The sequence below is a fragment of the Pseudomonas sp. PB120 genome, assembly GCF_009761815.1.
Classification (GTDB): domain Bacteria; phylum Pseudomonadota; class Gammaproteobacteria; order Pseudomonadales; family Pseudomonadaceae; genus Aquipseudomonas.
In genome coordinates this window covers 39,615-65,402 of record NZ_RWIN01000047.1, presented here as the reverse complement: position 1 = coordinate 65,402, position 25,788 = coordinate 39,615, and the positions used below count along the sequence as shown (strand labels likewise).

Annotated in this window: 23 protein-coding genes and 1 pseudogene; 10 read left to right on the top strand and 14 right to left on the bottom strand. The window is 59.8% G+C overall.

Going from position 1 to position 25,788, the window contains the following annotated elements:
* Nucleotides 1-88 precede the first annotated feature (88 nt).
* Both EJA72_RS10040 and EJA72_RS10035 read right to left on the bottom strand, forming a co-directional pair.
* Complete coding sequence (locus EJA72_RS10040; protein WP_157711302.1) at nt 89-658, bottom strand: lipocalin family protein; 570 nt, start codon at nt 656-658, stop codon at nt 89-91.
* A 31-nt stretch (nt 659-689) separates the two neighbouring features.
* Complete coding sequence (locus tag EJA72_RS10035; protein ID WP_157711301.1) at nt 690-944, bottom strand: hypothetical protein; 255 nt, start codon at nt 942-944, stop codon at nt 690-692.
* A 29-nt stretch (nt 945-973) separates the two neighbouring features.
* Between EJA72_RS10035 and EJA72_RS10030 the strand changes: the two genes are divergently transcribed.
* The 3 genes and pseudogenes from EJA72_RS10030 (at nt 974) to EJA72_RS29650 (ending at nt 3,171) form a co-directional block, all read left to right on the top strand.
* Nucleotides 974-1,126, top strand: coding sequence for a hypothetical protein (locus EJA72_RS10030; RefSeq protein ID WP_157711300.1), 153 nt, complete (start codon nt 974-976; stop codon nt 1,124-1,126).
* A 47-nt stretch (nt 1,127-1,173) separates the two neighbouring features.
* Nucleotides 1,174-2,313 (top strand): annotated as a pseudogene (locus EJA72_RS29655) (cache domain-containing protein); the annotation flags it as partial.
* Nucleotides 2,293-3,171 carry a methyl-accepting chemotaxis protein gene (locus tag EJA72_RS29650; RefSeq protein ID WP_372240695.1) on the top strand — a complete coding sequence of 293 codons (879 nt, stop codon included), beginning with the start codon at nt 2,293-2,295 and terminating at the stop codon, nt 3,169-3,171. The pseudogene EJA72_RS29655 and the gene EJA72_RS29650, both read left to right, overlap by 21 nt.
* A gap of 117 nt (nt 3,172-3,288) precedes the next feature.
* Here EJA72_RS29650 and EJA72_RS10020 read toward each other — a convergent pair whose 3' ends face one another.
* The 5 genes from EJA72_RS10020 to EJA72_RS10000 form a co-directional block, all read right to left on the bottom strand.
* The gene (locus tag EJA72_RS10020) at nt 3,289-3,891 is read right to left on the bottom strand and encodes a DUF924 family protein (RefSeq protein ID WP_157711298.1); all 603 of its coding nucleotides are present in this window, start codon (nt 3,889-3,891) and stop codon (nt 3,289-3,291) included.
* Nucleotides 3,892-3,893: 2 nt separating this feature from the next.
* Nucleotides 3,894-4,904, bottom strand: a complete 1,011-nt coding sequence (locus EJA72_RS10015; RefSeq protein ID WP_157711297.1) for a class 1 fructose-bisphosphatase — start codon at nt 4,902-4,904, stop codon at nt 3,894-3,896.
* Between the two features lie 238 nt (nt 4,905-5,142).
* Entirely contained in the window at nt 5,143-6,516 is a 1,374-nt protein-coding gene (locus EJA72_RS10010; RefSeq protein ID WP_157711296.1) for a DUF3999 domain-containing protein, read from the bottom strand.
* Nucleotides 6,513-10,097 (bottom strand): DUF2339 domain-containing protein, encoded by a 3,585-nt coding sequence (locus tag EJA72_RS10005; protein WP_157711295.1) that lies wholly within the window; start codon nt 10,095-10,097, stop codon nt 6,513-6,515. The genes EJA72_RS10010 and EJA72_RS10005 overlap by 4 nt, the downstream gene beginning before the upstream one ends.
* A gap of 271 nt (nt 10,098-10,368) precedes the next feature.
* Nucleotides 10,369-12,819, bottom strand: coding sequence for a glycogen/starch/alpha-glucan phosphorylase (locus tag EJA72_RS10000; RefSeq protein ID WP_157711294.1), 2,451 nt, complete (start codon nt 12,817-12,819; stop codon nt 10,369-10,371).
* A 247-nt stretch (nt 12,820-13,066) separates the two neighbouring features.
* Between EJA72_RS10000 and EJA72_RS09995 the strand changes: the two genes are divergently transcribed.
* Entirely contained in the window at nt 13,067-13,507 is a 441-nt protein-coding gene (locus EJA72_RS09995; RefSeq protein ID WP_157711308.1) for a YkgJ family cysteine cluster protein, read from the top strand.
* A gap of 206 nt (nt 13,508-13,713) precedes the next feature.
* Here EJA72_RS09995 and typA read toward each other — a convergent pair whose 3' ends face one another.
* Both typA and thiI read right to left on the bottom strand, forming a co-directional pair.
* On the bottom strand, nt 13,714-15,534 hold the full coding sequence (gene typA / locus EJA72_RS09990) for a translational GTPase TypA (RefSeq protein ID WP_008028025.1): 1,821 nt from the start codon (nt 15,532-15,534) through the stop codon (nt 13,714-13,716).
* A 139-nt stretch (nt 15,535-15,673) separates the two neighbouring features.
* Complete coding sequence (thiI, locus tag EJA72_RS09985; protein WP_157711293.1) at nt 15,674-17,128, bottom strand: tRNA uracil 4-sulfurtransferase ThiI; 1,455 nt, start codon at nt 17,126-17,128, stop codon at nt 15,674-15,676.
* Between the two features lie 330 nt (nt 17,129-17,458).
* Between thiI and glnA the strand changes: the two genes are divergently transcribed.
* The 3 genes from glnA to EJA72_RS09970 all read left to right on the top strand — a co-directional run bounded on the left by glnA (nt 17,459) and on the right by EJA72_RS09970 (nt 20,161).
* The gene (glnA, locus tag EJA72_RS09980) at nt 17,459-18,865 is read left to right on the top strand and encodes a type I glutamate--ammonia ligase (RefSeq protein ID WP_157711292.1); all 1,407 of its coding nucleotides are present in this window, start codon (nt 17,459-17,461) and stop codon (nt 18,863-18,865) included.
* 175 nt (nt 18,866-19,040) lie between these two features.
* Nucleotides 19,041-19,550 carry a DUF4124 domain-containing protein gene (locus EJA72_RS09975; protein WP_157711291.1) on the top strand — a complete coding sequence of 170 codons (510 nt, stop codon included), beginning with the start codon at nt 19,041-19,043 and terminating at the stop codon, nt 19,548-19,550.
* Nucleotides 19,547-20,161 (top strand): DUF4124 domain-containing protein, encoded by a 615-nt coding sequence (locus EJA72_RS09970; RefSeq protein WP_372240694.1) that lies wholly within the window; start codon nt 19,547-19,549, stop codon nt 20,159-20,161. Before EJA72_RS09975 ends, EJA72_RS09970 begins: the two co-directional genes overlap by 4 nt.
* 12 nt (nt 20,162-20,173) lie before the next feature.
* Here the strand turns inward: EJA72_RS09970 and EJA72_RS09965 are convergent, their stop codons facing one another.
* Nucleotides 20,174-20,368: a hypothetical protein gene (locus EJA72_RS09965; protein WP_157711290.1), complete on the bottom strand. Its 195-nt coding sequence runs from the start codon at nt 20,366-20,368 to the stop codon at nt 20,174-20,176.
* 23 nt (nt 20,369-20,391) lie between these two features.
* Here EJA72_RS09965 and glnL point away from each other — a divergent pair, with 23 nt between their 5' ends.
* Nucleotides 20,392-21,477, top strand: coding sequence for a nitrogen regulation protein NR(II) (gene glnL, locus EJA72_RS09960; protein WP_157711289.1), 1,086 nt, complete (start codon nt 20,392-20,394; stop codon nt 21,475-21,477).
* Nucleotides 21,474-22,910 (top strand): nitrogen regulation protein NR(I), encoded by a 1,437-nt coding sequence (ntrC, locus tag EJA72_RS09955; RefSeq protein ID WP_157711288.1) that lies wholly within the window; start codon nt 21,474-21,476, stop codon nt 22,908-22,910. The genes glnL and ntrC overlap by 4 nt, the downstream gene beginning before the upstream one ends.
* Before the next feature lie 542 nt (nt 22,911-23,452).
* Here the strand turns inward: ntrC and EJA72_RS09950 are convergent.
* Nucleotides 23,453-23,893 (bottom strand): hypothetical protein, encoded by a 441-nt coding sequence (locus EJA72_RS09950; protein ID WP_157711287.1) that lies wholly within the window; start codon nt 23,891-23,893, stop codon nt 23,453-23,455.
* Between EJA72_RS09950 and EJA72_RS09945 the strand changes: the two genes are divergently transcribed.
* The gene (locus EJA72_RS09945; protein ID WP_007949025.1) at nt 23,892-24,347 is read left to right on the top strand and encodes a tRNA (cytidine(34)-2'-O)-methyltransferase; all 456 of its coding nucleotides are present in this window, start codon (nt 23,892-23,894) and stop codon (nt 24,345-24,347) included. The genes EJA72_RS09950 and EJA72_RS09945 overlap by 2 nt on opposite strands.
* 131 nt (nt 24,348-24,478) lie before the next feature.
* On the opposite strand, the gene secB is transcribed toward EJA72_RS09945, so the two are convergent.
* Genes secB through EJA72_RS09930 form a run of 3 tightly spaced genes read right to left on the bottom strand, consistent with a single transcriptional unit; the run spans nt 24,479 to nt 25,681 of the window.
* Nucleotides 24,479-24,970, bottom strand: coding sequence for a protein-export chaperone SecB (secB, locus tag EJA72_RS09940; RefSeq protein WP_045061997.1), 492 nt, complete (start codon nt 24,968-24,970; stop codon nt 24,479-24,481).
* Nucleotides 24,971-25,011: 41 nt separating this feature from the next.
* Nucleotides 25,012-25,266, bottom strand: coding sequence for a glutaredoxin 3 (grxC, locus tag EJA72_RS09935; RefSeq protein WP_008149430.1), 255 nt, complete (start codon nt 25,264-25,266; stop codon nt 25,012-25,014).
* 1 nt (nt 25,267) lies between these two features.
* Nucleotides 25,268-25,681 (bottom strand): rhodanese-like domain-containing protein, encoded by a 414-nt coding sequence (locus tag EJA72_RS09930; protein ID WP_157711286.1) that lies wholly within the window; start codon nt 25,679-25,681, stop codon nt 25,268-25,270.
* Between the last annotated feature and the right edge of the window lie 107 nt (nt 25,682-25,788).

Here is a 25,788-nt window from a genome sequence, read left to right as displayed (position 1 = left end):
CGAGCTTGCTCGCGATGGTGGGTCAGACACCTTGGTGTCGACTGATACTCCATCGCGAGCAAGCTCGCTCCTACAGGGATTTGCGCATTCAGTTCGAGGTCTTGGCCATCTGCGTATCCGACGCACGCCAGATCAATCGCGTGGTGTCGTAACCCTGCTGACGCGCCTTGCTCAGCAATTCCTCACGCACCACGCCGTTGACCGTCGGGGTCCGGGACAGCAGCCACAAGTACTTGCGGCTCGGGTCGCCGACGATGGCGGTCTTGTAGTCATCGCTGACGTACAGCACCCAGTACTCGCCCTTCGCCGTACCCGGAATCAAACGAGAAAACCAGGTATCGAACTCGACCCACAATTTGTCGGTCTTGCCCGGTACTTGTGGATAAGCCGTGCCCTTGGCCTCTTCCCATTGCCAGTCCGCCGTCAGGCAGCGGTTCAGCACCAACACCGAGCCGTCAGGCTTGAGGGTGTAATGTGCTTCGGATTGCGCGCAATTGCGCTGGAAATACATTGGCAGGCGGGCCAACTCGTACCAGGTTCCCTGGTAGCGCTTGAGGTTGACGCTGTTGACCGTTTTCGGTGCCAACGGATCTGTGCCAGAAGAGGCACAGCCGGCCAGTACCAGGCCGGCCAAAAGAACTATCAAAAACCGCATCATTGTTTTTCTCCCGTGGGCGCGTCGCCCCGGTTTACTTCAGGCCTTGGCCGGAAAACATCAGCACTTTGTCACCGGCGTACTGCACGCTGATAAAGCTGTTCTTGTCGCCCCAGGTGCAACTGGACATGCCGAGCGCGCCCGAGCAGTCAGCCGGTTTGCCCAGCAAGGTTTCTACCTCGGCTTTTGGCATGCCGGACGACAGTTTCGAATAGTTTTCCTGATTGACCTTGCTGCATGCGACCAACAGCACGCAGAACGAAAGCAGGGCAATAGAACGCAGCGACATGGTGAAACTCCAGGACGAAGGGGGTTGGCATGGCTGCCAAGCTGAAGGTTAGAAGAGAAAACCCCTATCTGGTTCCCTGCCCCGCCGGCTATTTATCAGGCCGCTCGTCTGCCATTTCCCGAAAAATCAGCGACTTTCTGTCGCTACCGGGCATTTCGTCGTTTTTAGCGAAAGACGCCTAATCTTTGGCGCCGGCCAGTCGACACAGGTAGGCGCGAGCTTGCTCGCGATGGGCGTCAACGATAGCGCTGGCTTGCTGACTTTATGCAGAGCCCTGAAATCCATCGCGAGCAAGCTCGCTCCTACACAAGTCCCCTCCGCGGTAGCTTATTTAATGACCAGAAACATGAAGTTCAGCCACAAAATCCTGTTGGCTGCTGCCCTCGTGGTGGCCGTTGCATTTGCCTGTTTCATCCTCTTCAACGACTACCGCCAGCGCCAGACCCTGCGCAGCAGTACCGAATCCTCGATGCAGGAACTCGGCAGCCTGACCACCAGTAACATCCAGACCTGGCTGGAAAGCCGCATCCAGTTGCTGCAATCGTTGTCCCAGCAAATCACCGTGGACGGTAGCGCCCCGGCCAATCTGAAGCGCGACATCGACCTGCCGGCCTACACCAACAACTTCCAGTTGAGCTATTTCGGCGGCACTGACGGCGTGATGTTCTCGGTTCCGGCCGGCAACCGGGCCGCGGACTACGACCCTCGCGCCCGTGGCTGGTACAAGGCGGCCAACACCGCGCAACAGACCATCGTCACTGAACCCTACATCGCTGCGTCCTCCGGAAAACTGGTGATCACGATCGCGACGCCGGTGCAGCGCCAAGGCCAAATGATCGGTGTGGCCGGAGCCGACATTGACCTGTCCAGCGTCAGCGCAATCATCAACTCGCTGAACTTCGGCGGTCACGGCCATGCGTTCATTGTCAGCGCCGACGGCAAAATCCTGATTCATCCGGACAGCAAACTGGTGCTCAAAGGCCTCGCCGAGGCTTACCCGAACGGCACGCCGAACGTCAGCCCGGGCCTGAAAGAAGTCGAAGTCGACGGCAAGCGCCAGTTCATCTCCTTCACTCACGTCAACGGTGTGCCGTCGGCAGACTGGTACGTGGCGCTGGTGCTGGATCAGGATACCGCGTTCGCAATGCTCAGCGAATTCCGCACCTCGGCAATCATCGCCATGGTCATCGCCGTTGTGATCATTATCGCGCTGCTGGGCATGCTGATCAGCTTCCTGATGCAACCGCTGCTGACCATGGGCCGCGCCATGCATGACATCGCCGAAGGCGAAGGCGACCTGACCAAACGCCTGACCATTCATGGCCAGGACGAGTTCGGCGCGCTGGGCATGTCGTTCAACCGTTTCGTGGAACGCATTCACACCTCGATCCGCGAAGTGGCCTCGGCCACCGGCCAGGTCAACGAAGTTGCCTTGCGCGTGGTTGCCGCATCGAACTCCTCGATGTTCAACTCCGACCAGCAAGCCTCGCGCACCAGCAGCGTCGCTGCGGCCATCAACGAACTGGGCGCCGCCGCCCAGGAAATCGCCCAGAATGCCGCCCTCGCCTCCCAGCATTCGAGCGATGCCCGTAGCCTGGCCGAAGACGGTCAGCAAGTGGTGGATAAAACCATCGCGGCGATGCAGCAGCTCTCGGCGAAGATCAGTGATTCGTGCGGCAACATCGAAACGCTCAACAGCAACACGGTGAACATCGGCCAGATCCTGGAAGTCATCACCAGCATCTCCCAGCAAACCAATTTGCTGGCGTTGAACGCAGCCATCGAAGCAGCCCGCGCCGGTGAAGCCGGACGTGGTTTTGCCGTAGTGGCCGACGAAGTACGCAACCTCGCGCACCGCACTCAGGATTCGGCACAGCAGGTGCAAAAGATGATCGAGGAACTGCAAATCGGCGCACGGGAAGCGGTGAGCACCATGACCGACAGCCAGCGCCAGAGCGAAAGCAGCGTCGGCATCGCCAACCAGGCGGGCGAGCGCCTCGACAGCGTGACCCAGCGCATTGGCGAGATCGACGGGATGAACCAGTCCGTGGCGACGGCGACCGAAGAGCAGACCGCCGTGGTGGAATCGATCAACGTCGACATCACCGAGATCAACACGCTGAATCAGGAAGGTGTGGAGAACTTGCAGTCGACATTGCGGGCGTGTGCTGACCTTGAGCAGCAGGCGGCGCGGTTGAAGCAGTTGGTGGGTAGCTTCAGAATCTAAGGCGCTCTCAATGGCCCCATCGCCAGCAGGCTGGCTCCCACAGGGGATTTGTGAACGACACAAACCAAAGGTGGGAGCCAGCCTGCTGGCGATGGCGGCATCAGCTACAGCAGAAAACTAAAAGCGAGAACCAGGTCCCGACAGGAACACCAACTCCTCAGCCGTCGACTCCCGCCCCAACACCGCGTTGCGATGCGGAAACCGCCCAAACCGCGCAATCACCTGCTGATGCTTCTCGGCATAGTCCAGATAATCGGAAAACAACGCTCGATCTGTCTCTGGCTGTTGCGCTACCAAGTCGATGTAGCGTGAAACCGCCTCATTCTGCACCGACAGATTTTCGCAGTGCTCAAACACCAGGTAGATAAACACTCGCTGAATCGGCTGCAACTGGCGATCGAAATCCGCGGCGATGCCTTGTGCCACCAGCGCTTGAGCCCGGAGGTCACCGGAAAAGGATTTGGGGGTGTTGCGAAAGATCATTCGCGGCAGTTGATCGAGTAGCAGCACCAGTGCCAGCCAACCGTCGGGGCGTTGCGCCCACTCGGTCAAACCGCCGGCCAGTGCCTGATCGACCCAGTCCCCGAAACGCGTTTGCGCTTCGAGGTCCTGGCGGTCGTTCTTGCCGAACCATAACTTGCCCTTGTCAGCCGCTATCTCGTGAGGGGATTCGGAATGTCCAAACCACCATTCGAGCAACGGCTGCCAGGGCGCAGTCATGTTTATGCCTTGTGGTAAGCCGTGACGCGCTCGACTTCTTCTTTCGAGCCCAGGAACACCGCTACGCGCTGGTGCAGACCGTCAGGCTTGATGTCGAGAATGCGCTGATGGCCATCGGTGGACGCGCCGCCCGCTTGCTCGACCAGGAACGACATCGGGTTGGCTTCGTACATCAAGCGCAGTTTGCCCGGCTTCGACGGCTCACGGCTGTCGCGCGGGTACATGAACAGACCGCCACGGGTCAGGATGCGGTGCACGTCAGCCACCATCGCGGCGACCCAGCGCATGTTGTAGTTCTTTTTCAACGGGCCTTCATCGCCCGTCAGCAATTCGTTGACGTAACGCTGTACCGGCGCTTCCCAGTGACGCTGGTTGGAGGCGTTGATCGCAAATTCCTGGGTGGACTCAGGAATCTGAATGTCTTCATGGGTCAGTACAAAGCTGCCCATTTCACGGTCCAGGGTGAAGCCTTTCACGCCATCGCCCAGGGTCAGCACCAGCATCGTCTGTGGGCCGTAGATCGCGTAACCGGCAGCGACCTGCTCGGTGCCTGGCTGAAGGAAGGCCTTTTCGTTCAAGGCTTCGTTCTGGCTCAGGTATTCGCTCGGGCAACGCAGTACCGAGAAGATCGTGCCGACCGGAGCGTTGATGTCGATGTTCGACGAGCCGTCCAGTGGGTCGAATACCAGCAGGTACGCGCCTTTCGGGTATTTGCCCGGAATCTGGTAGGCATTGTCCATTTCTTCGGACGCCATGCCGGCCAAGTGACCGCCCCATTCGTTGGCTTCGAGCAGGATCTCATTGGAGATCACGTCGAGTTTCTTCTGCACTTCACCTTGGACGTTTTCAGTACCCATGCTGCCCAACACACCACCCAGGGCGCCTTTGGACACAGCGTGGCTGATTTCTTTACAGGCACGCGCCACCACTTCGATCAGGAAACGCAGATCGGCAGGGGTGTTGTTGCTACGGGTCTGCTCAATCAAATAGCGACTCAGGGTAACGCGGGACATGGAAGGCTCCGGTGGAATGGGGGGGCTATAAACCCGCGCAGTTTAACGCGAGTCGGGGCGCATTTCCTCCTATCAGACGTGATACGTCCAATAGAGTTCATGCGCCGGGATGAGCGTAGTTCGAAAGCGCTATTTTTACCGTCTGAAAAATCGCTATCGCGAGCAGGCAAACGCCAACAGGTTTTGTGCTGTCCTTGTGGGAGTGAGCCTGCTCGCGATGGGTGCGAAGCACCCGCCTTCAGGATTTCGCCGGAGGTTTGCGCAGCAAGCTGAACGCCATGGCCCCCAAAAACACCACGCCGAGCAGCAACACCGCCCACAACCCGAACTTCTTCCAGTTCGTGTCAGCCGGCGCCGTCGTTGCGAGCGTCGAAGCCGGCGTCACCACCGTCCCGCCATCAACGGAAGCCTTGCCCAACGTCGCCAACTTCGCCGCGCTGTAATCCGGGATCAGCGTCGCCAGCGGCAAGTTCGCCGCCTTGACCGTCGCACTCCCCAGGGCGAGCGTATAAGGCCCTGGCCCACGCGCCAGAAACACCAATTGGGTCGAGCGCACGGCGAATCGCACCGTCGGCGCTTCGGCACCCAGACCGCCGCCACGGTCGTCTACCGTCAGTTTCAACTGCTGCACAGTTTGCCCCGGCAGCTGCAATTCGTTCTGCACCACATCCTGGCCACCCTGGGTCAGGCGATAGAGCAAACCGCTGCTCAACGGCTGCCACGGCAGGCTGCTTTCTCGCCGACCGGACAAGGTCACCGGCGCCAGACTGTTCGGCTGGCTGAGCTCGACTTGCACGCGCTCGACGTTCAGCCCCGTCGGCAACTGCCAGGTGTACTCACCGGCTTTCACCGTGCTGCCGGCCAACGGTTGTGACCAGACCAACGGCAGCGGCAAACTGCGGCTGCTGGCGCTTTCCAGTTGCGCCGAGGTCAGCGTCGGCGCCGATTGCGGGGTATTCCACAACAAACGCAGGTACCGCGCCGATTGCCCGGGCAAGCCGACTTCATGCTGCTCCACCCGCTCGTCGGCAAAGGTCAGCCGCGCCACCTGTCCGTCACCCCACGACTGCCAGTGCTGCAAATCGTCGCTGGCTTCGATGCTGAAACGCTGGAAGCCCTCGCGCTCGCTGGTCCAGTCGAGCACCAGTTGGCGCAACGGTGCCTTGATGCCGCTGGCATCGAGTAACCAACCGCGCAGCACTTCTTCTCCGGCTTCCAGCTGACTGGATGGCTGCACCTCAACCAGCGTGCCGTTGGCGCTCGATTGCACGCGAACACTGGGCGCGCGCTCGGTGGAATCCGCCGAGCTGAACAGCGGAAACCATTTCACGTCGGTCAGGGTGCGGCTTTCACTGGTTTGCGCCGTTTCGCGAGCCAAGGCATAGGCCTGAACCTGACCGGCCGCGTTGAACACACGCACATCGCTCAGGTCGGTCTGGCGCGCATGCAGCTGCACGTTCAACGGCAATTCGAGGCGATACCACGGGCCGTCGCCCGTCACCGTCAAAGGCACCTGTGTGGCGAAGTCCGACGGTTGCTCCACAGCATTGGCCGACAGCGTCATGCCCAACGCTAACGCGCCCAACCAGACCAGGTTCAGCTTCTGACTCAAGATGACACTCCTTCGGTTTCCGGGGCCGGTTTTTCAGAGGCCGGCACAGCGTCGGCGCGCTTGGGCGGCAACGGGGCGAAATAGCCCACCACCAACAGCAACACGCCCACACCGATAAACGACACGATTCGCGCCAGTCCGCCGCGGTTACTCAATTCAACAAAGAACAGTTTGGCCACCACCACGCCAATCAGCGTCGCACCGATCAGCCAGACTTCGCGACGATGACGCAGGTGGCCGCCGATCATCAGACTCAGCGCCATCAAGGTCCAGACGATCGATAGACCGGCCTGCACGAGCATGGATTCGAGCAAAGCATCGAGCTCGAACGGCACGCCGCCCCAATGGTGAGCCGTGCGCATGACCAAAGCGGTAAAGAAGGCGAACAGCGAAACGCCAGCGATCAGTTGCGTCGCATACGCGGCGTAGTCCTTGCGGATCGCCAGTTGCGTCACGGCGCTGCGGGACCAGACGTAGACGCCGAACAGCGCAAACAGCAGGCCCAATTCCAATGGGTTGATCAGCGGCACGTACGGCAATGGCTCGGCGGTGCCGTCGCTGACAATGTTCGCCAGCCAGAACCAACCGAGCATCAGCACCGCCAACGGTGCAGCCGCGTACACGCGGTATTCCCGTGAGTAAGCTGACACCGGCCAGGGCCAGGCGCGTGGCGCGGCCATCAGCACCAGGTAGAGACTCGGCAGAATCGCCCAACCCAACCAGCGCCAGGCGTTGTACTGCTCGGACAACAGCAGCAGGCCGTAGCGCAACTCCAGCGCCAGCACACCCATCAATAACCAGGCACCGAGCACATGCGCGGTGCTCAGGGCGCGCGCCGGCAGCATCGGCGCCAGACGCCGCAAGGACATGAAATGCACGCCGAACACCGCCGCCCACGCCAGCCAGCCGACATTGGCCGCCGGGTGATAACGCGAGTGCCAAGCGGCGAGCAACACCAGGCCGGCCGCTGGAATCAACAAGGTGCAGAGCAAGCCCAGCGACGACCATTTCAGGCGCAACGCCAACACCGTCCACAGCGCCACGCTGATAGCCGCAACTGCCAACAACAACGTCGCTTGCGAGTTCACCGGCGCGAACCGCAGTACTTCACTGACCCACGCCAACGCCCACCAAGCCGCGCCCCACACCAGCAACACTTCGGACAAACGCTGCAAACTCAGCACGTCGAAGGCCGACGCGTGATTGCCGAGCTGCAAGCGCCAGGCCCCGACCAACGCGGCCAGGCCCAGCACCAGCGGCGTCCAGAAACCGCTGTGCGCCAACGGTTTCAAACCTTCGCTGGCCAAAGGTCCAAGCAAGTCCGGGCCGGCCAGCATGAAGGCCGCACCACCAATCACTTGCAGCAACAGGCCAAAGACAAAACTCACCCGCTGCTGCAAATACAGGCTGAGCCAGATGATGAACAGACCGCTGGCCGCCCACACCGCGCTCGCGGTTTGCCAAGGCAGGACGAACAGCACCGCCAGATTGATCAACACCAGACCGGCCAGCAGCACCACCGACAAGCCGCGCAGCAAACGAATGTCGCTACGCACCATGTCGTCGCGGGCGGCCAGCAGCATGCCGGCGATCAACGCCAGCCCGATCAGCGACGCGCTCAGCAACCCGCTCCAACCGGCGCTGAACACGGCCGAGGAATCACCGCTAGCCCCTTGCAGCCGCAGCAGGAACAGCGCACCACCCAACAACTGCACGGCAAACGCGGTGAACAGGAAGGTGCGCGATTGCAGACGCAGGCCGACCAACAGCGTCGCCAGACCGGCGAGCGCCCAACTGATCGCCGTGCCGTGAGTGAAAAAGAACAGCGGCGCCAGCAGATAGAGGAAAGTCAGGCCGAGGCACGCCAACACAGGCAGGCCTTTGCGCTCCCACTCCGACGTCTGTTCCGGCAAGGCGTTGCGCAATTGATAGAAGCTGAACAGCAACGCAATGCCGAGCATCAATGCGCCCAGCGGCGCACCGTCGAGCAGGCTGCTGTCGCCGATCCGCAGTTCGCTGAGAAACGCCAGCGCCGAGCCCAGTTGCAGCAGCAGCGCAAACGCACGGGCCAGCGGTCGCTGCTGACGCAGGCCAAGCCAGAAAATCCCCGCGCCTTCCACGGCCCAGGCCGCAGCCGTCCAGCGCGCATCGAGCCCCAACGGGATGGCCAGGCTGGCGAAAATCACACCCAGCGCCAGACAGGTCTCCGCCAGCAGCAACGCTCGACCGCCCATCAACAGACGCGCCAGGCCCATGTAGATCATGCCCAGCGCCAACGCACTGAAGGCAGCCGCGAATTCCAGATGCTGGACCAGCGCAAACTGCAAACCGAAGCCCACCAGCGGCGGACCAAACAGCATCGTGCCGTCGACGTAATCGCCCTTGCGCGCCGACCAGCGCAACAACGCATCGCGACTGTCATCCTCGGGCGCGTCGCTCATTTCCAGCAGCTTGCGCCGGGCGAACAGCAGGCCGATGGCCAGGTACATCAGGAAAAACAGGACCAGGAACGGCTCGGTGCTCCACAGCAATTCCGGCGTATAAGAACGCAGCCCCCAGGCGAAACCGATGCCGAACGTGCCAACGAAACCGATCAGGTTAAGCAGCCGCCAAGCCTTGAACCACGCAATCGCCATGATGCCCGCATTGAGCAAGGCGAAGTAGCTGAACAGCGCGACGTGATTGCCCGCACCGGTGGACGTCAGGATGGGCGCGGCGAACCCGCCCAATGCGGCGGCGCACGCCAGGGCCAGGGAATCCTGGGTTATCGCCAGAATGGCAGAGAACACGGTTACCGCCACCAACAGGCCCAAGGCCGCCGTCGGATCGAGCAACGGATGCAGGCGCATGGCCGCGAACACCGTCAGGTACAACACGGCGATCCCGGTCCCTTGCAGCATCAATGCATAGTTGTTATTGCGATGGCGCAGCCACCAGCCCAGCCCGAGCAAGCCCAACGCAGCCGCCGCAACGCCGGCATAACGCAGCTCGATCGGCACCACCATGCCTTCGGTGGCATAACGCAGCAGGAACGCCAGGCCGAGAAACAGCAGCACCACACCGACCCGCAACACAGTGTTGCCGCCGAACAACCAGGCGCGCGCGCCGCTGATGGCGCGATCGATGAAATTGGGCCCACGCGGGGCGGCGGGTTGTTGCGGCTCACGGATAACCGGGTCCGGTTTCCAGGCATCGACAGGTGGGTGACTGGTTTCGGTAGTCGCCGCAGTAATCGGCTCGAGCTCTGGCGGGAGTTCCCAGACCAGTTCCGGCGCAGCGGCCGGGATTTCGTCGAGACTGAATTCAGGGGATGTAAGGGTTTCGCTCGCTTCAGGTGTGCTGACCTCAGGCGCGTTAACGCCGGTCGCCTCCAGCAGAGTCAGGCGTTGCTGCACCGTATTCAGCGTGGCTTGCGCCTGTTCAAGCAGCAGCCGTTGCTCGGCCGATTGCGAACTCAAGCGGCCAATGCGAATGGCCTGGCCGATGCCCAATCCGAGCAGCGCACCCAGCAGTGCATCGCTGAAAGACTCATCGAGTATCCAGCCGAGCACGCAGCCAATCAGCATGAAAATCCATTGCATGGTCGATATCCCTAAGCGGCCCCGCAGTGGGGGCGAATCCGGGCAAAAACAGCATCTGGCTGAGTTTAGTGTGAAACCACACAAACCTGTGGGAGCGAGCCTGCTCGCGATGAGGACCTGACATTCAGCATTGATGCTGAATGTCAGACCGCTATCGCTAGCAGGCTCGCTCCCACATGGATTGCCACACAGGACGCCCGGCGTAACCGGCGCTTAGTATATCGATCAGGCCCAACAACCGTTGGGCCTTGCACGCGATTATTGTGAAAAGTTACTCCAACGCCTTCCAGATATCCGTGGCGTACTCGCGAATCGTCCGGTCCGAAGAGAACCAGCCCATGCGCGCCGTGTTCAATACTGCCGAACGCCACCACGCTTGCGAGTCGTGCCAGTGGGCTTCAACGCGCATCTGCGCCTCCCAATACGAGTCAAAGTCGGCGCAGACCAGGAAGCGGTCGTAGTCGATCAGCGAGTCGATGAAGCTCGCGTAGCGGGACGGATCATCCGGCGAGAACACCCCGCCGCGAATCGCTTGCAACACGTCATTCAGGCGATGGGAAGCGGCAATGTCCGGCATGGCATTGAACTCGTGGTTCTGCTTGCGTGCTTCAACCTGCTGCGCGCTCAGGCCGAAGATGAACATGTGCTCGGCACCGATCCGCTCGCACATTTCCACGTTGGCGCCGTCCAGGGTGCCGATGGTCAACGCACCATTGAGGCCGAACTTCATGTTACTGGTGCCCGAGGCTTCGAAGCCGGCGGTGGAAATCTGCTCCGACAAATCCGCCGCCGGAATGATGCTCTCCGCCAGGCTGACGTTGTAGTTGGGCAGGAACACCACTTTCAGCAAGCCGCGAACAGTCGGGTCGTTGTTCACTACGCGGGCGATATCGTTGGTGAGCTTGATGATCAACTTGGCCTGGTGATAACTGGCCGCCGCCTTGCCGGCGAAGATTTTTACCCGAGGTACCCAGTCGATTTCCGGCTCGGCCCGAATCGCCTGATACAGCGCCACGGTGTGCAGCAGGTTAAGCAGCTGCCGTTTGTATTCGTGGATTCGCTTGACCTGCACGTCGAACATCGCCGCCGGGTTGACCGCCACCCCGAGACGCTCGTGGATGATGTACGCCAGCGCCTTTTTACTGTGCAGGCGCTGCTCGGCAAATGCCTTGCGGAACGCCGGCTTCTCGGCGAACGGCTCGAGTTCGAGCAAGCGCGTTTCCGCACTGTCGAGCAACTCAGGCCCGAGCGCATCGACCATCATCGAGGTCAGTTCAGGGTTGGCCTGGTAGAGCCAGCGGCGGAAGGTGATGCCGTTGGTCTTGTTGTTGATCCGGTCCGGGTAGAGTTTGTGCAGTTCGGAGAACACGGTCTTGCGCATCAGTTGCGTATGCAGCCCGGACACGCCGTTAACGCTGTGCGACCCCAGAAATGCGAGGTTACCCATGCGCACGCGACGGCCATTGTCTTCCTCGATCAGCGACACCGCGCGCAACACGTCGAAATCGTGAATGCCCTTGGCGCGCAAGGAATCGATGTGCTGGGCGTTGATCAGGTAAATGATCTGCATGTGCCGCGGCAGCATCCGCTCCATCAAGCCGACCGGCCAGGTTTCCAAGGCTTCAGGCAACAGCGTGTGGTTGGTGTACGACAGCGTGTCGACCGTCACCTGCCATGCCGCATCCCACGCCACATCATAGACGTCGACCAGTTGACGCATCAGCTCGGCCACGGCAATCGAGGGGTGGGTGTCGTTGAGCTGGATCGCCGCATGATCGCCCAGGGTCAGCACCGAGGTGTGCATGTTGCGATGGCGGCGGAGCAAATCCTGCAAGGACGCGGCGACGAAGAAATATTCCTGGCGCAGGCGCAGTTCCTGGCCGGCTTCGGTGCTGTCGGCCGGGTACAGCACACGGGAAATACTTTCAGCGCGGGCCACTTCGGCCACGGCGCCCAAGTGGTCGCCGGCGTTGAAACGCTCCAGGTGCAAATCTTCCATGGCCCGTGCGCGCCACAGGCGCAGCGTGTTGACGCTCGCCCCGCGCCAGCCGACCACCGGCGTGTCGTAGGCAATTGCCCGTACAGTTTCCGCCGGGGTCCAGACCTGCTTGGACTTGCCGGTGTCATCGGTCACGGTTTCGACGCTGCCGCCGAAACCGATCGGGTAAACAACCTCTGGCCGTTCGAATTCCCAAGGGTTGCCGAAGTCCAGCCAGTGTTCGGTCTGCTCCTGCTGCCAGCCATCGACAATGGCCTGGCGGAACAAGCCATGCTCATAACGAATGCCGTAGCCGTGCCCGGCGATGCCGAGGGTCGACATGCTTTCCATGAAGCACGCGGCCAGGCGACCGAGGCCGCCATTGCCCAGCGCCGCGTCGGGTTCCAGCAAGCGGATGCGTTCCAGGTCGACACCGAGTTCAGTCAGAGCTTCACGAGCGACGTCGAGCAGGCCAAGATTGCTCAAGCTGTCGTAGAGCAGCCTGCCGATGAGAAATTCCAGGGAGAGGTAGTAAACCCGTTTCTGACCTTTGCGATAGATCTGCCGGGTGTGATCCATCCAGTGCTCGACCATGTGGTCGCGCGCGGCCAAGGCAATCGCTTCGAACCAGTCGTGGTCGAAGGCGTGATCCGGGTCTTTGCCCACCGCGTAGGTGAGTTTGGTCAAGACGGCGTCGCGGAATGCGGCCACCTCTGCTTCGCGAACAAGTGGTTCTTGAGTCATCGATAAGACCTCGAGCGAGCTGGAATTGTCTGAGCCTAGACGGTCTGACAGGCGGTCGGGGCTCTGGTTCGGCACTATTTCCTGTTAGGCCGGCATTACCTTGTCGTAAAGCTGAATCAATGCAGGTGCCGTGCCGGAACCCGAGCGTTTTTTGGCGAGAAACAAAAAAATCTGGCGAAAGGTTGTTCAAAAATCCACCAGTCCCGGTATGATCGCGCGCCCTGATGCACGCTGGTAACAACCGATGATGAAGTCCAACCTGATCGCCGCCGCAGAGATCGATCGCCTCGACACCTGGGCCAAGTACTCCGCCCCGATGTGCGGTTCCTGCGTGTCCAGCTGCTGCACCTTGCCGGTCGAAGCCAAGATCAAGGACCTGATCCGCATCGGTGTCGTCGATGAATTCGAACGCGGCGAGCCGGCGAAGAACATTGCCAAGCGCCTGCAGAAGGAAGGGATCGTCGAGCGCTATAACCAGAAATCCGAGATCTTTACCCTCCAGCGCATGAGCAACAACGATTGCCTGTACCTGGATCGTAAGAGCCGTCTGTGCACTATTTATGAAAAGCGCCCGGATACTTGCCGCAATCACCCGAAAATCGGCCCACGGCCAGGGTATTGCGCTTATAAGCCCAAAGAAGTGGCGCGCGAGACCAGCAGCAGTCGTCGCCCCCTTGAGAAGTTCTAAAGCCTCCAACTCCCCGTAGCAGCTGTCGAGCTCCAGCGAGGCTGCGTTCGGCGTACACATCTGAAATGATGCATTGCAGCAATCGATTTCGCGACTGCTGCGCAATCGAACGCAGCCTCGCCGGGGCTCGACAGCTGCTACAGCCAGACAAACAAAAACGCCCCCGGCCTTTCGACCGGGGGCGTTTTCATTCAGCCTGAGTTAACTCAGTTCTTGGCTTTCTTGGCAGCGCGGGTACGCTCGCCTTCGTCCAGGATCTTCTTACGCAGACGGATCGACTTAGGAGTCACTTCGCACAGCTCGTCGTCCTGGATGAATTCCAGAGCCTGTTCCAGGGTGAAGCGAACAGGTGGAACCAGGGCGATGGTTTCGTCTTTACCCGAAGCACGCATGTTGTCGAGCTTCTTGCCTTTGGTTGGGTTGACGCCCATGTCGTTGTCACGGCTGTTCAGACCAACGATCTGACCGTTGTAGATCTCTTGACCGTGTTCAACGAACAGCTTGCCACGCGCCTGCAGGGTTTCCAGGGAGTAGGTCAGTGCCTTGCCGGTTTCTACCGATACCAGAACACCGTTCTGACGGCCGGACATGTCGCCGGACTTCATGGTGTCGTAGCGATCGAAGATCGAGGTCAGGATGCCAGCACCGTTGGTCAGGGTCAGGAACTGGTTACGGAAACCAATCAGGCCGCGAGCAGGGATGTTGTACTCCAGACGAACACGGCCTTTGCCATCCGGCACCATGTTGGTCAGGTCGCCTTTACGCAGGCCCATCTCTTCCATGACCTTGCCCTGGGATTCTTCAGGGGTGTCGATGGTTACGTTTTCGAACGGTTCCTGCTTCACGCCGTCAACTTGACGGATGATCACTTCAGGACGACCAACGCCCATTTCGAAGCCTTCGCGACGCATGGTTTCGATCAGTACCGAGAGGTGCAGCTCGCCACGACCGGAGACCTTGAACTTGTCAGCCGAGTCGCCTTCTTCAACGCGCAGTGCAACGTTGTACAGCAGCTCTTTGTCCAGACGCTCCTTGATGTTACGGGAGGTCACGAACTTGCCTTCTTTACCGCAGAAAGGCGAGTCGTTTACCTGGAACGTCATGGAAACGGTTGGCTCGTCAACGGTCAGAGGCTTCATTGCCTCGACGTTGTCCGGCTGGCACAGAGTGTCGGAGATGAACAGGGAGTCCATACCGCTCACGCACACGATGTCGCCGGCGAAAGCTTCTTCAACGTCGATGCGGTGCAGACCGTGGTGACCCATCAGCTTCAGGATACGACCGTTACGCTTCTTGCCGTCGGCGCCGATAGCCACAACCGGAGTGTTCGGCTTGACGCTACCACGAGCGATACGACCAACGCCGATAACACCCAGGAAGCTGTTGTAGTCCAGTGCCGAGATTTGCATCTGGAACGGGCCTTCACGGTCAACTTTTGGAGCTGGCACGTTGTCGACGATCGACTGGTACAGCGGGGTCATGTCTTCAGCCATGTCGGTGTGATCCAGACCGGCAATGCCGTTCAGGGCCGAGGCGTAGACGACTTTGAAGTCCAGCTGTTCTTCGGTGGCACCCAGGTTGTCGAACAGGTCGAAGATCTGGTCCAGAACCCAGTCCGGACGAGCGCCTGGACGGTCAACCTTGTTGATGCACACGATCGGACGCAGGCCGGCTTCGAAAGCCTTCTTGGTCACGAAACGGGTTTGCGGCATAGGGCCGTCTTGAGCGTCAACCAGCAGCAGAACGGAGTCAACCATCGACATTACACGTTCAACTTCGCCGCCGAAGTCGGCGTGGCCCGGGGTGTCCACGATGTTGATGTGGTAGCCGTTCCAGTTGATAGCGGTGTTTTTTGCCAGGATGGTAATACCGCGCTCTTTTTCCTGGTCGTTGGAGTCCATCACGCGCTCGTCGTTGAGCTCGTTGCGCTCCAGGGTGCCGGATTGACGCAGGAGTTTGTCTACCAGGGTGGTTTTACCATGGTCAACGTGAGCAATGATGGCGATGTTGCGTAGATTTTCGATCACTTGTGTATCTCGATCAGAGGATTCGGTGTGCTGACAAGTCTTGGCAGCGATTAACAGTAGCGTCCGTGAAAGCCGTTACAGCTTGACGGCGGCATCGGGGGGCCGGTGACGCAAGCCACAGGCAAACAGCCCCGGGCACTTAGCTCGGTCGATAAACGCGCACATTGGCATGCCCCTCACTGAGCAAATGGTGGGCATGCAGGCGACTCATCACGCCTTTGTCGCAATACAGCAGGTACTGGCGAGTAGGGTCCAGTTCCTTGAAACGAGCGTTCAGTGCATAAAACGGCATCGTCTGTACCTCAATGCCAGCGAGTTCCATCGGGTCGTCTTCAGCGGCATCCGGGTGACGGATGTCGATAATGATCTGGCCCGCCAGTGCTTCGCTGACTTCTTCGATCTGCAAGTCCTGGCCCAATTCGTCGATCACGCGATCGATTGGCACCAGCTTGGCGTTCTCGAGCGCACGCTCAAGGACCGCCATGTCGAATTCTTTCTCTTCATGCTCAACGCGCGGACGCTTGGCATGGGTCTTGGGGTTCACCGAGATGACCCCGCAGTACTCCGGCATGTGCTTGGCGAAGTCGGCCGTACCGATTTCGTTAGCCAGGTCGATGATGTCCTGCTTGTGACTGGCGATCAGCGGACGCAAGACCAGCTTGTCGGTCACGCAGTCGATCACGGACAGGTTCGGCAGCGTCTGGCTGGAAACCTGCGAAATCGCTTCACCGGTGACCAGCGCTTCGATGTCGAGACGATCGGCAATACGGGAAGCAGCGCGCAACATCATACGCTTCAAAACTACACCCATATGACTGTTATCGACTTTCCCGAGAATTTCTCCCAGTACTTCCTCGAACGGCACACTGACAAATAACACGCGTTGGGAGCTGCCGTACTTCTTCCAGATGAAATGCGCGACTTCCATGACGCCCAATTCATGGGCCCGTCCGCCCAGATTGAAGAAGCAGAAATGGCTCATAAGCCCGCGGCGCATGATCTGGTAAGCGGCAACGGTCGAATCGAAGCCGCCGGACATCAGCACAAGCGTCTGTTCCAGGGCACCCAGCGGATAACCGCCGATGCTGTTGTGCTGGCTGTGAATCACGAACAACCGTTTGTCGCGAATTTCGATGCGAACTTCGATTTCCGGCTCTTTCAGCGAGATTCCGGCGGCGCCACACTGACGACGCAGTTGGCTGCCGACGTATTTCTCGACGTCCATCGAACTGAATTCATGCTTGCCGGCACGCTTGCAGCGCACGGAAAAAATCTTCCCGGCCAGCGCTTCGCCGAAGTGCTGCTTGCACTTGGCCACGATGTCGTCGAAATCACCCAACGGGTATTCATCGACCTGCAGGAAATGCGCGATGCCCGGCATGCAGCTCAGGCGTTCGGTCATCTCTTTCAGGGCTTTGGGCTCGCTGACGCGGGTTTCCAGCTCGAGATTGTCCCACACACCGTTCACCACCACGGCCGGGTCCAGGTCGCGGAGCACGGTGCGGATGTTTTTGGCCAATTGGCGGATGAAACGCATCCGTACCGGGCGGCTCTTGATGGTGATCTCGGGAAAGACTTTTACGATTAGTTTCATGAAAACAGCGCGCGCTGGGCCAGCCGAAAAAGGGGGGCGCGGATTATAGCGGAAATTGCTCAAGGTTTAACCAGTTAATGTGCAGAAGGTTTTACGCGCACCAAAACGGGTCATTTATGGATTTATACGCCACATTGTAGGGCGGGATTTCCTTCATAAAGGCGCTTTGTGCCTTTATTAGCGTGAAATTGGGGCACAAAACCCATGGTGGGGCACTGGCATGCAATTTGCTCCCTTGTGAGGCAGGTTGCCTTGGCAGAGTATTCGCGCCGGCATCACCCACATTCTAAGGGCATCCACTACTAAGCCCGAAGCCACCCGGAGGACACTATGTCGAAGTCGGTTCAACTCATCAAAGATCATGACGTCAAGTGGATTGATCTGCGCTTCACGGACACCAAAGGCACTCAGCACCACGTGACCATGCCGGCTCGCGACGCGCTGGATGACGCTTTCTTCGAAGAAGGCAAAATGTTCGACGGTTCCTCCATCGAAGGCTGGAAAGGCATCGAAGCCTCCGACATGATCCTGCTGCCAGACGACAGCACCGCCGTCCTCGACCCGTTCACCGAAGACCCAACGCTGATCATCGTGTGCGACGTCATCGAGCCGTCGACCATGCAAGGCTACGACCGCGACCCACGTGCGATCGCCAAGCGTGCCGAGGAATACCTGAAGTCGACCGGTATCGGCGACACCGTATTCGTTGGCCCGGAGCCAGAATTCTTCATCTTCGACCAAGTGAAGTTCAAGTCCGACATCTCCGGCTCGATGTTCAAGATTTTCTCCGAGCAAGGTTCGTGGATGTCCGACCAGGACGTCGAAGGCGGTAACCATGGCCACCGTCCAGGCATCAAAGGCGGGTACTTCCCGGTTCCACCGTTTGACCACGACCACGAAATCCGTACCTCCATGTGCAACGCCATGGAAGAAATGGGCCTGGTCATCGAAGTTCACCACCACGAAGTGGCAACGGCTGGCCAGAACGAAATCGGTGTGAAGTTCAACACCCTGGTCGCCAAGGCTGACGAAGTTCAGACCCTGAAGTACTGCGTACACAACGTTGCTGTTGCTTACGGCCGCACCGCTACCTTCATGCCTAAGCCTCTGTACGGCGACAACGGTTCGGGTATGCACGTTCACCTGTCCATCGCCAAAGAAGGCAAGAACACCTTCGCTGGCGAAGGCTATGCCGGCCTGTCCGACACCGCTCTGTACTTCATCGGCGGTATCATCAAGCACGGTAAGGCACTGAACGGCTTCACCAACCCGTCGACCAACTCCTACAAGCGTCTGGTCCCAGGTTTCGAAGCACCGGTCATGCTGGCCTACTCGGCTCGCAACCGTTCCGCCTCGATCCGTATTCCTTACGTGTCCAGCCCTCGCGCTCGCCGTATCGAAGCCCGCTTCCCGGATCCAGCAGCCAACCCGTACCTGGCCTTCGCTGCCCTGGTAATGGCTGGCCTGGACGGCATCCAGAACAAGACTCACCCTGGCGACGCAGCTGACAAAAACCTGTACGACCTGCCGCCTGAAGAGGCGAAAGAGATCCCACAAGTTTGCGGCAGCCTGAAAGAAGCCCTGGAAGAGCTGGACAAAGGTCGTGCGTTCCTGACCAAAGGCGGCGTGTTCTCCGATGACTTCATCGACGCTTACATCGCCCTGAAAAGCGAAGAAGAAATCAAAGTACGCACCTTCGTACACCCACTGGAATACGAGCTGTACTACAGCTGCTGATCCGGTAGCGCCAGCGCGAGCGGCGTGACAAAAAAGAGGCCTCCTTCGGGAGGCCTTTTTTGTGCCCACGATTTAATGGCCACCGAAATAACTTGTGGCCAGATATTTAGCAGCTGGGTCTATCGCCAGCTCTGACCTATGCTGCACTCCAACGCCTTCGCTTCCGGTCGATTTTATGGGTCGTGGTTTTCTGTTGATGTTGCTGTTGATTGCCCTGCCCGCCGCAGCGCAGATCTATAAGTACACCGACGCCTCGGGCAACACCGCCTACTCCAACCAGCCGCCTGACGGCGTCACGGCGCAACCCGTCGAATTGCCACCGCTCAATAGCGTTGAACGCCAGGCGCCTTTGGCTCCGCCCACCGAAGCCACCAGGGGTGAGCAACCGAACAGCGTCTACGAGGTGCTGGAGTTGACCAACCTGCCCACCGACGAAGCGCTACGGGCCAATAACGGCACCTTTACCGTCAATGTGCTGATCAAACCACGCTTGCAGGGGCAACATGCGTTCAGGCTGTTGCTGGACGATCAACCCTACGGTCAGCCGAGTAACGTGCCGATCCTGCAATTGGTCGACATTGATCGCGGCACACACAGCCTTGCGGTTCAGGTCATTGACGGTGAAAACATCGTTCAGCAAAGCCCGACCATCACCTTCACCGTACAACGGGTGCATAAGTCGTGAGGGTGTTGCTGCTGATCGCCTGCCTGATTGCGCTGCCGACGCACGCCGAAGTCTTTACCTACGTCGACGCCCAGGGCAATCGGGTCTTCACCGATCAGCCAACCTCCGGCAAAGCCAAGCGTGTACCGGTTACCACAAGCAATCGCATGACCGCCCACCCGACCACCCCGGTGGTGCCCTCTAAAAAAGCCGAAGAGCAGCCCTTTTTCCACTACGACATGCTCCGTGTGCTGGTCCCGGAACCGGACGGAACCGTGCGCAGCAGCGCCGGTGAGATTATCGTCAGCGTTACCAGCGAGCCCGGCCTGCAAAGGGGGCATCGCTATCGTTTGCTACTCGATGGCCAGCCCACCGCAGAACCCGGCACCAGTCCGGTATTCGCCCTGAGCAATATTGATCGTGGCAGCCATAACCTGTCGGTGGAAATCCTCGACGAACAGGGGCGCACCGTAGAGCGCACCGCCAATCAACCCTTTCATATGCTGCGCATCTCCCTTGCACAGAAACGCCAGGTCAAGCCTTGCGCCCTCCCCGATTACGGCCAGCGCCCGGAATGCCCTCTCAAAGACAAGCCTGAACCGGAAAAAAATCCCTTCCTGCGGTTTTTCTAATCACGTTCAGGTTTAAGCACTATATTGGTGCAATCGGCCGCACCATTCCCACATCCCATCCCATTTTGGTTCGAAAGTACCCGTGAAAGCTGGCGGAACGCCACGCAAACGAGCGTCAAACGCCTGTTTCAGGCCTTGAACGCTTCTTTTCGGAGCCTTGGTTTGGTTTTTGCATTTTCCCTGCATCAGCGCTTTTTTCTTGCGCACGCTCCGCTCCAAAAGAGGTCCTGATGACCATTAGCGACGCACTGCACCGTTTGCTACTCGACAACCTGACCACGGCCACGATTCTGCTCGACGCTGAACTGCGCCTCGAGTACATGAACCCGGCGGCGGAGATGCTCCTGGCCATCAGCGGCCAGCGCAGCCATGGGCAGTTCATCAGCGAGCTGTTCACCGAATCCACCGAGGCGCTCAATTCCTTGCGCCAGGCGGTCGAGCAAGCGCACCCGTTCACCAAGCGCGAAGCCATGCTCACCGCCCTCACGGGCCAGACCCTGACCGTCGACTACGCGGTAACGCCCATCCTGGCCAACGGCGTCACCCTGCTGTTGCTGGAAGTCCACCCGCGGGACCGCTTGCTGCGGATCACCAAGGAAGAGGCGCAGTTGTCGAAGCAGGAAACCAGCAAAATGCTGGTGCGCGGCCTGGCTCATGAAATCAAGAATCCGCTCGGAGGGATTCGTGGCGCCGCGCAACTGCTGGCCCGCGAACTGCCGGAAGAGAGCCTGCGCGACTACACCAACGTCATCATTGAAGAAGCCGATCGCCTGCGAAATCTGGTGGACCGCATGCTCGGCTCCAACAAGCTGCCGTCCCTGGCCATGTGCAACGTCCATGAAGTGCTGGAACGCGTCTGTCATCTGGTCGAGGCTGAAAGCCAGGGCTGCATCACCTTGGTGCGCGATTACGACCCGAGCATTCCCGACGTCCTGATCGACCGCGAGCAGATGATTCAGGCCGTCCTGAACATCGTGCGCAACGCAATGCAGGCCATCAGCAGCCAGAACGAGCTGCGCCTTGGCCGTATCAGCCTGCGCACCCGCGCCATGCGCCAGTTCACCATCGGCCACGTGCGCCATCGCCTGGTGACCAAGATCGAGATCATCGACAACGGTCCCGGCATTCCTGCGGAACTTCAGGAAACCATCTTTTTTCCCATGGTCAGCGGTCGCCCGGACGGTACCGGGCTGGGCCTGGCCATTACCCAGAACATCATCAGCCAGCACCAGGGCCTGATCGAGTGTGACAGCCACCCAGGCCACACCACTTTCTCGATCTTTCTGCCATTGGAACAAGGAGCCACATCGACATGAGCCGTAGTGAAACCGTGTGGATCGTCGATGACGACCGTTCTATCCGTTGGGTCCTGGAAAAAGCCTTGCAGCAGGAAGGCATGACCACGCAAAGCTTCGACAGCGCCGATGGCGTAATGAGCCGCCTGGCGCGCCAGCAGCCGGACGTGATCATCTCCGACATCCGCATGCCTGGCGCCAGCGGCCTGGAGCTCCTGGCGCGGATTCGCGAACAACACCCACGGCTGCCGGTCATCATCATGACCGCTCACTCCGATCTGGACAGCGCTGTCGCGTCTTATCAGGGCGGCGCATTCGAATACCTACCCAAGCCGTTCGATGTCGACGAAGCGGTTTCCCTGGTCAAGCGCGCCAACCAGCACGCCCAGGAACAACAAGGCCTGGAAGTCCCGGTCGCTCTGACCCGCACCCCGGAAATCATCGGCGAAGCGCCGGCGATGCAGGAAGTGTTTCGCGCCATCGGGCGCTTGAGTCACTCCAACATCACCGTACTGATCAACGGTGAATCCGGGACCGGTAAAGAGCTGGTAGCCCACGCACTGCACCGCCACAGCCCACGGGCGGCCTCGCCGTTTATTGCGCTGAACATGGCGGCGATCCCTAAGGACCTGATGGAGTCCGAGCTGTTCGGCCACGAAAAGGGCGCGTTCACCGGCGCGGCCAACCTGCGTCGCGGTCGCTTTGAACAGGCGGATGGCGGCACTTTGTTCCTTGACGAGATCGGCGACATGCCGGCGGACACCCAGACCCGACTGCTACGGGTATTGGCTGACGGCGAGTTCTACCGCGTCGGCGGCCACGTGCCGGTCAAGGTCGATGTGCGAATCATCGCCGCGACGCACCAGAACCTGGAAACCCTGGTGCATGCCGGGAAATTCCGTGAAGACCTGTTCCACCGCCTCAACGTGATCCGCATCCACATTCCACGGCTGTCGGACCGTCGCGAAGACATCCCGACCCTCGCCAGGCACTTCCTTAGCCGCGCCGCGCAAGAACTGGCGGTCGAGCCGAAGCTGTTGAAAAGCGAGACCGAGGAATACCTGAAGAACCTGCCGTGGGGCGGCAACGTCCGTCAGCTGGAAAACACCTGCCGCTGGATCACAGTGATGGCTTCAGGCCGTGAAGTGCACATCAGTGACCTGCCGCCGGAGCTGCTGAGCCTGCCGCAGGATTCAGCACCGGTGACCAACTGGGAGCAGGCGTTGCGTCAGTGGGCCGATCAGGCGCTGGCTCGCGGGCAGTCGAGCCTGCTCGACAGCGCGGTGCCGGCGTTCGAACGGATCATGATCGAGACCGCCCTGAAACATACCGCCGGTCGTCGCCGTGATGCCGCTGTTTTGCTGGGTTGGGGGCGTAATACCCTGACGCGCAAGATCAAGGAATTGGGGATGAAGGTCGATGGTGGGGATGATGATGAGGGGGAAGAGGGTTAATCAGCCTTTAGACCTTCGCTGACAGCTACATCCATTCGCGGGCAAGCCTCGCTCCTACAGGATTTACGCCATTTCAACATTGGCGCATGACCTGTGGGAGCGGACTTGCCCACGATGCTTTTGGGGCCTATGTGCACCGCCGCAATGCACTGTGAACCGCAATCGCGCACGCCCACCAATCCAACACCCCGCCTGTTTTCACAAACGAACCCCCGGCAAAAAAACACGAAAGCCCCGAATCACGGGGCTTTCAGCGCTCAAAGACGCTTTTTCGTTTCAACTTGTTAAAAGCTGGCACGCCCCCTGCAATAGTCCATTCAGTGATTCAGTTCACTACCCGGTTTCGGGGACCTTGGTACAGGCAGGCCGGGGATTCCCCTCTTTACATCGGGCTCACACCGCACAAGCGACGAGCCCAAACAGTTTTGGGGCCCTTGATACAGGCAGGTCAGGGGTTCCTTCTTTACACCGGGCTCACGACGCAATGCGCGAGCCCTCCCGTTTCGGGAACCTTGGTACAGGCAGGCCGGGGATTCCCTCTTTTATTGCTCCCGGAGATGGATCTCCAGCCGCCAGCGGTGATCGACCTCACTGCCGGCCCAGTCGCCCTGCAGTGGCCGGGCCGCCACCACCGACAGCAACAATCCCCCATCACTCAGACGCACTCGCCAGTTCACGCTCTTGTCGTTGAGCTGGAGCTGACCTTTCTGCGCCTTGCCTTCAGCCTCAAACAGCAGCGCGACACTACCGTCGACGATTTCGCCGTGGGTCTTGGGTTCGTTGTTGAACCACACCACCAGGCCATCGTTCGTGGTCTCGATCTGCTGCAGTTCGCTGGGGTCCGGCGTGGTCAGCCGACCGATCATCAACCCGATCATCAGCCCGACAATCGCCAGAGAACCCATCACCCGCGGGAATAGTTTCGAACGTGGGTCTTTTGGCGGCGTAGAATGCCCGTCATCTTTATCTTCGGAGCCGTGCATGTTTCACGTCATCCTTTTCCAACCAGAAATTCCGCCGAATACCGGCAACGTTATCAGGCTGTGCGCCAACAGTGGCTGCCACCTGCATTTGATCGAGCCGCTGGGCTTCGAGATGGACGACAAGCGCTTGCGCCGGGCCGGCCTCGACTATCACGAGTATGCCACCTTGCAGCGCCATGCCGACCTCGCCAGCTGCCTGGAAAGCCTCGGCCATCCACGGTTGTTCGCCTTCACCACCAAAGGCTCGCGGCCGTTCCATGACGCGAGCTTCGCAGAGGGCGATGCCTTTCTGTTCGGCCCTGAAAGCCGTGGCTTGCCCGCCGAGGTGCTGGATGCCCTGCCCGGCGAACAACGCTTGCGCCTGCCGATGCGTGAAGGCTGCCGCAGCCTGAACCTGTCGAACACCGTGGCGGTTGCCGTGTATGAAGGCTGGCGCCAGCTTGGCTTCAAGTAAAACCGCATAACAAATGTGGGAGCGAGCCTGCTCGCGAAAGCGGTGTGTCAGACAACATTAATGTCGACTGACACTCCCATTCGCGAGCACGCTCGCTCCCACATTGATATTACGTCGCTGCTGAAGATCGCTTACTGAACGGTTGGAGTCTCGCCAGCCGCCTGCATGCGTTGCAGCTCTTGTGCGTACAGCGCGTCGAAGTTAACCGGGGCCAGCATCAGCGCCGGGAACGAACCGCGGGTGACCAGACTGTCCAGGGTTTCGCGAGCGTACGGGAACAGGATGTTCGGGCAGAACGCACCGAGGGTGTGGCTCATCGAAGCGTCGTCCAGGTTCTTGATCAGGAAGATCCCGGCCTGTTGCACTTCAGCGATGAACGCCACTTCGCCGCTTTCACCGTTCTTCACGGTCACGGACAGGGTCAGCACGACTTCGTGGAAGTCACCTTCCAGGGCCTTTTGACGGGTGTTCAGATCCAGACCGACGCTCGGCTCCCACTGCTGGCGGAAGATCGCCGGGCTCTTCGGGGCTTCGAAGGACAAGTCACGTACGTAGATGCGCTGCAAGGAGAATTGCGGTGCGGTTTCTTCTTCGCTGGCTGCAGTGTTCTGTTGGTCAGTCATCTCAGATCCTTTCTGATCTTGGGGTCTTATAGGGAAGGCATTCAGGCCTTGAGCATGGCGTCGAGCTTGCCGGCGCGCTCAAGGGCAAACAAATCATCACAACCACCTACGTGGGTGCTGCCGATCCAGATCTGTGGCACGGACGTACGTCCGGCTTTCTGAGCCATGGCGGCGCGCACCTGCGGCTTGCCATCGACCTTGATCTCTTCGAAGGCCACGCCTTTGTTCTCGAGCAGGTACTTGGCTCGCGAGCAGTAAGGGCAGTAATCGCTGGAATAGACGACGACGTTGCTCATATCACTTCACCAGCGGCAGGTTGTCGCCTTTCCAGCTGGAGATCCCGCCGGACAGCTTGGCGGCGGTGAAGCCGGATTTCATCAGTTCGCGGGCGTGCGTGCCGGCGGTCTGGCCCATGGCATCGACCAGGATGATGGTCTTGGCCTTGTGCTTTTCCAGTTCGCCGATGCGAGCGGCGAGCTTGTCTTGAGGAATGTTCACCGCGCCAACGATGTGGCCGGCGGCGAAGTCCTTGGTCGGACGAATGTCGATTACAACGCCCGCGTCCTTGTTGACCAGCCCGGTCAGTTCACCGGTGCTCAGGCTGCGGCCGCCGCCTTGCATCTGATAGGCCAGCAGCAGGGCCGCCAGTACAACGAAGATACCCACGAGAATGTAGTGGTTGGTGGCGAATTGAATCAGGTGATCAACCATCGAAGGAGGTTCCAGGGCGTTAAAATGTCGGCCAGTATACACAGCCACTATGGTGGGCCAAACCCCGTCCGGCGGTGACGTGGCCGGAACTTCGCTTTAAACTGCCA